The 6,440-nt window shown below is 59.0% G+C and carries 3 protein-coding genes and 3 pseudogenes; 5 read left to right on the forward strand and 1 reads right to left on the reverse strand.

Annotated elements, in window-relative coordinates:
- Nucleotides 1-103: 103 nt before the first annotated feature.
- The 5 genes and pseudogenes from EN862_RS37165 to EN862_RS37170 all read left to right on the forward strand — a co-directional run.
- Nucleotides 104-330, forward strand: a pseudogene (locus tag EN862_RS37165) (transposase); the annotation flags it as partial.
- 80 nt (nucleotides 331-410) lie between these two features.
- A pseudogene (locus EN862_RS34560) lies at nucleotides 411-815 on the forward strand (IS481 family transposase); the annotation flags it as partial.
- Nucleotides 816-1,172: 357 nt separating this feature from the next.
- Nucleotides 1,173-2,372, forward strand: a complete 1,200-nt coding sequence (locus tag EN862_RS34565) for an IS256 family transposase (protein ID WP_126097348.1) — start codon at nucleotides 1,173-1,175, stop codon at nucleotides 2,370-2,372.
- 527 nt (nucleotides 2,373-2,899) lie between these two features.
- Nucleotides 2,900-4,012: an alanine racemase gene (gene alr, locus EN862_RS34575; RefSeq protein WP_127230893.1), complete on the forward strand. Its 1,113-nt coding sequence runs from the start codon at nucleotides 2,900-2,902 to the stop codon at nucleotides 4,010-4,012.
- Nucleotides 4,013-4,526: 514 nt separating this feature from the next.
- Nucleotides 4,527-5,127 (forward strand): annotated as a pseudogene (locus tag EN862_RS37170) (transposase); the annotation flags it as partial.
- Nucleotides 5,128-5,325: 198 nt separating this feature from the next.
- Here EN862_RS37170 and EN862_RS34585 read toward each other — a convergent pair.
- On the reverse strand, nucleotides 5,326-5,895 hold the full coding sequence (locus tag EN862_RS34585) for a prolyl oligopeptidase family serine peptidase (RefSeq protein WP_348628157.1): 570 nt from the start codon (nucleotides 5,893-5,895) through the stop codon (nucleotides 5,326-5,328).
- Nucleotides 5,896-6,440 lie beyond the last annotated feature (545 nt).

The following is a 6,440-nucleotide window of genomic DNA, read 5'->3' on the forward strand; positions in this document are numbered from 1 at the left end:
GGGGCATATTTGCGCCTCAATGTGTCGGGTTCCGCACGAAACGTGTCCCGTGGTGTAGATGATACGGGCGAGTGGCGAAGGCATCTTTCAGCCTGCGGTAGCTCGCGGCGGGCAGCGCCGTCGCGCCGGACTGAGTTCTGCGGTGCGTCGGTCAGTTCCGGTGCGCACCTTCGGCGACTGGAACGATCCGCCTGGATATGTCGAGGTCGACTTCGTTGCCCATTCCGGCACCTCTTCGTCCGGCAGCTTGTGCAAACCATGGTCTTGACCGATATCGCCACAGGGTGGACCGAGTGCGTGCCGGTGCGGACGCGAGAAAGTGGTCTTGTCATCGCTGCATTAAACGGGCTAGGTGTTTGATCCCCGGCTTTAATGGTGCGATCTTTTCCGCGGAATGGAAAGGAGGCACTATGGGTCAGGTTCTACACGGCCGCGCCACGACGACAGAGGCGATCCGTCGAGCAATACAAAATAGTCAAGAGAGCCTGAAGAAGCTCGCCAAGCGTTATGGCATCGATCCCAAGACGGTCGCGAAGTGGCGCAATCGGACCTCGACCGCCGACCTTCCGACCGGTCCCAGAGAGCCGCGCTCGACGCTGCTGTCGCTCGAAGAGGAAGCCGCCATCGTCGCCTTTCGCAAGCACACGCTCTTGCCGCTCGATGATTGTCTCTATGCCCTTCAGCCGACGATCCCGCATCTGACGCGCTCGTCATTGCATCGTTGCCTTCAGCCCCACGGTAGTTCGCGGTTGCCGCAGACGGGCGCCGACAAGCCGGCCAAGCAGAAGTTCAAGGCCTATCCGATCGGCTATTTCGGCGCGCGTGTGATCAAGCGCTATTATCCGCCAGCGCCGCCGGTCGAGCGTGTATTGGCCCATCCCGAGGTGGCGAAGGTCGACAAGGAGCTGTGCAAGGCGGAACCGCTGATGCTGTTCACCGGCATCCATGCGGCAGGAAGATTTGGGAAGACGCGTCGATCGTCGTGGGGTGCAAGCAACGCCACAGGAACCGGTCGTCATTGACCTGCAGCGCTTCACCGTAAATCTGAAGATATAGTGTCCTGAAGGTTCCGCAAAAAGCTCTGGAGAGAGAACAGGCCTTGCGCTGAGGCGAGGCGGCCATGGCACGCTGGTGACGTTGCGATCACCGATTCCCGTGGAAGGGTAAGTGCCATGACCAATCGAGAAGTTAGACTGAGCAGAGGCGAGTTGAAAGCGTTGCTGTTGTCGGATGAGGACGGCTTTCGCAAGGTATTGCAGACTGTGGTGCAGGAGTCTTTGGAAGCCGAGATGACGGAGGCCATCGGGGCCGAGAAAGGCGAGCGGACAACGGAGCGGGTTGGTTACCGGTCCGGCTATTACGAACGCAAGCTTGTGACGCGGGTTGGCGTGCTGGAGCTTCGGGTTCCGCAAGATCGGGCCGGCCGGTTCTCGACGGAGTTGTTCGAGCGTTATCAGCGCTCGGAGAAGGCACTGGTATCGGCGCTGGTCGAGATGTACGTCCAAGGCGTGTCGACGCGCAAGGTGAAGGCGATCACCGAGGAGCTGTGCGGCCATTCCTTCTCGGCCTCGACGGTGAGCCAGGCGACGGCGCGGCTGGATGAGGCGCTGAAGGCATTTTATGAGCGGCGGCTTGCCGAACCTTACCCGTACCTCATCCTGGACGCGCGCTATGAGCGGGCGCGCGAGGCCGGCGTGATCGCCAGCCAGGCGGTCTTGGTGGCGATCGGCGTCGACTGGGAGGGCCGGCGCCAAGTGCTCGGTGTCGAGCTGGCCAACCGTGAAAGCCATTCGAGCTGGCGGGCGTTCGTGGCAGGGCTCAAGCAGCGCGGGCTTGCCGGCGTCGAGTTCGTCGTCTCCGACGACCATCCGGGGCTCAGGGCAGCGATCCGCGAAGTCCTGCCCGAGGCAGTCTGGCAGCGCTGTTACGTGCACTTCCTCAGAAACGCGCTCGATTATGTGCCGCGCAAGGTCGATGACGACTGCCTGATGGAGCTCAGATGGTTCTATGACCGGCGCGACCTAGCCGAGGTCAAGCGCGACCTGGCGCAGTGGATCGCCAAATGGCAGGCAAAATACCCGAAGCTGGTGGATTGGGTGGAGACCAACATCGAGGAGACGCTGAGCTTCTACCGGCTGCCGCTGCCGCATCACAAGCACATGAAGTCGACGAACATGCTGGAGCGGCTAAACCAGGAGATCAAGCGGCGCACCCTGATCGTTCGCATCTTCCCCAACCCGCAGAGCTGTTTGCGGCTGGTTCGGGCATTGGCGGTGGAGATCCACGAGAACTGGCTCGAGGCGACCCGCTACCTCAACATGGATCATCTGCGCGAGCACAAGAAGGAGAGCCTGAGAGCACTGGCCGCCTGAGACGCGGCCCGCCATGTCCGCCGCTCCGCTAAACACGGGGCTGCGCGGCGGACACGCCAACGTCACCGCTGAATGCCACGCCATTTTTTGCAGAACTTGACGCACACAACTTCTGAAGACGGCTTGGCAGGGCGGAGAGGTGCGACCCACCCATAGAGGCCGTATCGGCGGACAAATATCCCAAGAGACCGAGCTTGCTTGAGCGCTATGAGCTCAGATTCTGGCATGATTGGAGTCTGAGCCGACACTCTCGGCAGCCCTCGTGCTGCAGAGGCTGATGAATATCGACCAAACACGGTTCACGACAAAAAGCCTGCGGACGGTGCAAATAGCCGTGAAAGCCTAGCGTGAGGAGACAGCCCTTGAAATCATCAATGGCGACTGGAGGGCGATCTCGCCGAAGATGGGGATTGGGGCGGTGCTCCGCCGGTTTAAACGGTAATCTCGCTGGCGCGCCTACCTATCTTAGTAGGCTGCGCCGCGAGTCTGCAAGGTTTAAGAAGACGGGAACTGTTGGAGAGAAGGACATGCTGCCACTGGTGCGGCCTTCCAATGTTGTATTGGAAATTAATCTCGGGGCCATTCAGGCGAACTTCCAGGCCATCTCGGCCCTCGTTGGGCCAAACGTAAGGGCGGCCGCTGTCGTCAAAAGCGACGCCTACGGGCTTGGTCTTGTAGAGATTGCAAGAACGCTCATCGATGCCGGCTGCGATCTGCTCTTCGTCGCCAATCTGGACGAAGCGTTGCATCTAAGGTCATCCCATGTAGGCGCGGCAATTGCGGTTTTTTGCGATGATTTTGCGAAATTTGGCCCATACTATCGATCTAACGGGCTCATACCCGTTGTAAACAATTGTGCCGAATTGGAGGCCATTAGCGCAACAGGGAGGCAAACATACTTTCTCAACGTGGACACGGGATTCTCCCGCTTTGGGCTCGCTTTTGCCGAAGTGCATCGCGCGTATCTTTCTGGAACTTTCCATAGGTATCCCCCTTCGCTCGTACTCAGCCATCTGGCGTGCAGCGAACGCGGTGCGGACCCCACCAATGTGTTGCAAAGGAACCGCTTCCAGGCGATCTACGATATGCTTAAGCCCACCTGTGGCAGTCTCGCAGCCTCCGCCGGTATTTGGCTCGGCAAATCCTATCATTTCGACATGGTACGGGCGGGCTCAGCACTGTACGGGCTTAATGACGCTGGTATTAAACCAAATCCGCTGCAACCCGTTGCAAGGCTCCGAGCTAAAATACTCGACATGCGCAGTGTCGCTACGGGGGAGGCGGTTGGCTACGGGGCGACATTTCGTACGGCTCGAACTAGCCGCGTAGCAATCGTTGGGATCGGTTACAAGCATGGCCTTCCCTGGGCCTGCGGGAACAAAACTTCCGCTCGGTTCGCTGGATATTCTGTCCCTCTAATCGGAACAATATGCATGGATAACATAATGGTGGATATAACAGACGTTCCTGACGCACTTTGTCTTATAGGTGGCTTTGTAGAACTACTGGGAGAAGATTTAACTGTAAATGATCTTGCAGCAACGGTTGGCGTTAACCCGAACGAGGTACTGGCGCGACTTGGTGCTGGTTGCACAAGACGATATCTGACTTCTTCCCTGCGATCTACGCGACAGCAGTGACGACCCGCTCGAACAACCAAGTATTTAGATGGGGTATTCGGCTTGATCCTTCTCTGGACGGAATGGTCAGAGGTGCGGCGTTTCAAGCTGATATAGCCTGAGGTGCAGCATCACAGGCAGTCGCGGAGGAGCTGTCCCCTTTATCGGAAAGTGCTCGATATTGTCAGGGTAATAACAACTGCCGGTATCTGACGACAGTTCCGGGTGTCGGGCCTGTCGTTGCCTTAGGGCTCACCAATACCATCGATAATCCCGGCCCGCGCACTTCGACCGGTTTCGGAGGAGCAACTGCCAGTGATCAAGGAATCTGGAGAGAGCAAGCGCGTCGGCCGTGCTTCGCTCTGCGGGGATGGATGATGCGAACGTTGCTCTGTGAGGCCGAACAGGTCATGCTCAGCCGTGTGAAAAGGTGGTCCTGAAAGGTTGGGTGACGGATAGCGCTAGGTGTTTAGACGGGGTATTCGGCTTTGTCCGAACGGGTGTTTGAGGTGCTGCTTCGAGCTGATGATAAAACGTGGTCTGCGTAAACAGCCACAAGCATCAGGAACGGAAGGCCTTTCTCAAGGCGCAGGCAACAAGACCGACCGCAACGATGCGCGGCATTGCGCAGGTGATGCGGGTTAATTGTGTTCCGGCCGATGCACGTCAAGACGCTGATGAGCCAGGAACGTCGGGCGCCTGTTGACAGCCCGCAAGTTGCTGCAGGAAAAGGCCATCGCAATTGAGAATGACATTCGAGGCCTGTTGCGTAACTTCGGTCTCAGGTTGGCATTGTCGGCGCTGCCAAATTTGGGGATCGCATCCAGGACCTTTCCGGCGACATCCCGGAGCTACGTGACATCATGGAGGTGTTGCTCGCCGCCCGGCAGAAACTTCGCGAGCAGTTCACGGTAGTGCATGAAAGGCTGTTGTCGATCGTGAAGGGTGACACGGTTTGCGCGGTTGACGACCGTCCTTGGTGTCGGACCTGTCGTTGCGCTGGCTTTCAAGGCTACGGTCGTCATTCCTGCGCGCTTCAGAAATCGAAGGCCGTAGGGCCGGCTCTTCGGTTAACGCCGCGCTTGCATCAATCAGGCGAGGACAATCGCGTCGGACGTGTTTCCCTGTGCGGTGACCCTTGCTCGCATACTAGATGATTAAGGGAGCCAGCCTGGGCAAGGCTGTTGTTGACGACCCCAGCGATTCAGTCGGCGTGATACGAGGTTCCACCTCGGGTGGATGGGAATCCTTCGTGAGATGACGAGTGAAACAAGGGCGCGCAGGGACATGGTCGGGCGTGGCAGCACCTCAGGCCGCTGTTTAGATTGCTCACTTCATGCTCCTGATCGATTCTCCTGATCGTACTTATCGCTGAAGAGCTGGTCGAGGACCCATGCCATGCGAAATGTAGCTTCCTCAGCTACACCAGCCCCGTGTGAAGCGCCGCTGTGGCCGCCCACCATCCAAATGCGGAAGACAAGCTCAGGATCGCGGTCGAGCGCACATGACCGACGCTGCGCCACATAGCAAGCGGGCTGGTAATAGAGGGCCTGGCCATCGTGCACCGCGGCATCGACGTAAGTCGGCGGAAGAGGCCGATCGGCGCTTAGGTTGTAATACGGGTCGTAGCTGCGCACGTTGCGATATTCGTGGGCGGTGTGGGGATCTCCGTACTCCGCCGTTTCCTGTAGCGCGTACGGCATTGTGAAGTCCATCTCAGCATCTAGAATGTCGGCGAGCGGGACCTCGGCAAGCACGGCGCGGAACAAATCTGGCCCCATGAGGGCCGCGGCAAGCACGGTGCCCCCGCCGGCGCTCGCTCCCTCGATGACAATGCCGTCCGGGTTGGCGAATCCCTGCTCAACGAGCCCCTCGGCAGCGGCGATCAGATCAGTTTGGGTAATACGTTTTCAATCGCGGGTAGCCGCTTCGTGCCATGGACGTCCGAACTCGCCCCCCAGTACGTGCACAATGCCGAAAGCAATTCCGCAGTCGAGCAGGCTCAAACGCTTGGTCATGGAGAGGGCCAAGTGACGAACGAGGGCCATCTCGGTATTCCGTAACAACCGTACACGTTCAGTAATACTGGCCCAGGGCTCGTTCAGCCACGACGGTGTCGGGCGTCACGAATGAGGTAACCCAGTAAACCAGTTTCGGTGTTCGGAACGAACATCGTGCAACCCATGAGCCTGGGCCGTGTTGCAGAGACTTAAGCGGAAGGTGGGCATGCCGAACGGGCGAGAAGCGCCTTGCCCTCCAACAACCGGGTTCGGCCGCAGCGCGTCCCTCTCCTTCGAGCGCCGTGTCAAAGCGATCGGGCTTGGCGCGACGGCGCTGCCCGCCGCGAGCTACCGCAGGCTGAAAGATGCCTTCGCCACTCGCCCGTATCATCTACACCACGGGACACGTTTCGTGCGGAACCCGACACATTGAGGCGCAAATATGCCCC

Origin of the sequence: Mesorhizobium sp. M2E.F.Ca.ET.219.01.1.1 (assembly GCF_004016445.2) — a bacterium.
Taxonomy (GTDB): domain Bacteria; phylum Pseudomonadota; class Alphaproteobacteria; order Rhizobiales; family Rhizobiaceae; genus Mesorhizobium.

What these genes read in the sequence shown, in the direction of transcription:
- EN862_RS34565 (WP_126097348.1), top strand. Translation starts at nt 1,173, where the DNA reads ATGACCAATCGAGAAGTTAGACTGAGCAGAGGCGAGTTGAAAGCGTTG.
- alr (WP_127230893.1), top strand. Translation starts at nt 2,900, where the DNA reads ATGCTGCCACTGGTGCGGCCTTCCAATGTTGTATTGGAAATTAATCTC.